This is a genomic window from Paenibacillus lautus, assembly GCF_050482385.1.
GTDB lineage: Bacteria > Bacillota > Bacilli > Paenibacillales > Paenibacillaceae > Paenibacillus_AQ > Paenibacillus_AQ lautus_B.
Window position 1 is genome coordinate 1 of record NZ_JBCNHV010000037.1, and the last position, 1,303, is coordinate 1,303.

The 1,303-nt window shown below is 49.0% G+C and carries 10 tRNA genes; all 10 read left to right on the forward strand.

The features are described from left to right. The first annotated feature begins 116 nt into the window (after positions 1-116). The 10 genes from ABEW73_RS32815 to ABEW73_RS32860 all read left to right on the forward strand — a co-directional run bounded on the left by ABEW73_RS32815 (position 117) and on the right by ABEW73_RS32860 (position 1,262). Positions 117-192, forward strand: a tRNA-Asn gene (locus ABEW73_RS32815). Positions 193-197: 5 nt separating this feature from the next. Then, positions 198-289, forward strand: a tRNA-Ser gene (locus ABEW73_RS32820). 16 nt (positions 290-305) lie between these two features. Further along, positions 306-380 (forward strand) — tRNA-Glu (locus ABEW73_RS32825). 176 nt (positions 381-556) lie between these two features. Further along, positions 557-632, forward strand: a tRNA-Val gene (locus tag ABEW73_RS32830). 34 nt (positions 633-666) lie between these two features. Then, a tRNA-Met gene (locus tag ABEW73_RS32835) sits at positions 667-743 on the forward strand. Positions 744-773: 30 nt separating this feature from the next. Further along, positions 774-850 (forward strand) — tRNA-Asp (locus ABEW73_RS32840). A gap of 69 nt (positions 851-919) precedes the next feature. Beyond that, positions 920-995 (forward strand) — tRNA-Phe (locus ABEW73_RS32845). A 22-nt stretch (positions 996-1,017) separates the two neighbouring features. Beyond that, positions 1,018-1,093: transfer RNA gene (locus tag ABEW73_RS32850), tRNA-Thr, on the forward strand. Positions 1,094-1,097: 4 nt separating this feature from the next. Then, positions 1,098-1,182 (forward strand) — tRNA-Tyr (locus ABEW73_RS32855). Positions 1,183-1,188: 6 nt separating this feature from the next. Next, positions 1,189-1,262 (forward strand) — tRNA-Trp (locus ABEW73_RS32860). Positions 1,263-1,303 lie beyond the last annotated feature (41 nt).

Consider the following 1,303-nt stretch of genomic DNA (forward strand, 5'->3'; position numbering starts at 1 on the left):
ATGGAGCTGACCAATACTAATCGGTCGAGGGCTTATCCAAAAAACTATTTCAATGTGCTGCAAATTTCGTTTCGTATCTAGTTTTCAGGTGATCAAACACTTGAATTGAATATTGTTCCCTGATAGCTCAGTTGGTAGAGCACTCGACTGTTAATCGAGTTGTCACAGGTTCGAGTCCTGTTCGGGGAGCCATTTATGGAGAGGTGTCCGAGTTGGCCGAAGGAGCACGATTGGAAATCGTGTAGGCGCCAAAAGCGTCTCGAGGGTTCGAATCCCTCTCTCTCCGCCACTATTATTTCAAGCAAGGCCCGTTGGTCAAGGGGTTAAGACACCTCCCTTTCACGGAGGTAACAGGGGTTCGAATCCCCTACGGGTCACCACTTTCTTTATTGCATCAGGGGATGAGAATCCCGTCGGTTCGTCGGAGGATTACTTCGTAAGCAGAGGCTTCGCAGTCTCGAACGAAGTGAGAGTATCCCCTACGGGTCACCACTTTTTTTTGAAAAACACTTGCATCTTATATCAGATTTTGGTATGATAAAAGTCGCTTTGTTACGGAGGCTTAGCTCAGCTGGGAGAGCATCTGCCTTACAAGCAGAGGGTCGGGGGTTCGATCCCCTCAGCCTCCACCATAATTTATCACCATTGCAGTAACCCTTTTAATGACGCGGGGTGGAGCAGTTCGGTAGCTCGTCGGGCTCATAACCCGAAGGTCGTAGGTTCAAATCCTGCCCCCGCAACCAATTTATATCGCGATAGCGATAATGCCTCGTGGAACTGTGGTGTAGAGGCCTAACATGCCTGCCTGTCACGCAGGAGATCGCGGGTTCGAATCCCGTCAGTTCCGCCATTATTTATTACTTTGGGATGAGATGAGTATCCGATATTGGGTTCCGTCAAAGTTCGCGAAGAGCTTTAAGGCTCGGTAGCTCAGTCGGTAGAGCAGAGGACTGAAAATCCTCGTGTCGGCGGTTCGATTCCGTCCCGAGCCACCATGTACGTTTTATAACTTTATATGCCGGTGTAGCTCAATTGGTAGAGCAACTGACTTGTAATCAGTAGGTTGGGGGTTCAAGTCCTCTCGCCGGCACCATTCTGGAGGATTAGTGAAGTGGCTAAACACGGCAGACTGTAAATCTGCTCTCTTCGAGTTCGGTGGTTCGAATCCATCATCCTCCACCAGTTTTTAGGGGCATAGTTTAAAGGTAGAACAACGGTCTCCAAAACCGTTGGTGTGGGTTCAATTCCTGCTGCCCCTGCCATTGAATATTTATAATGAACTTGGCGATCGTGGCGAAGGGGT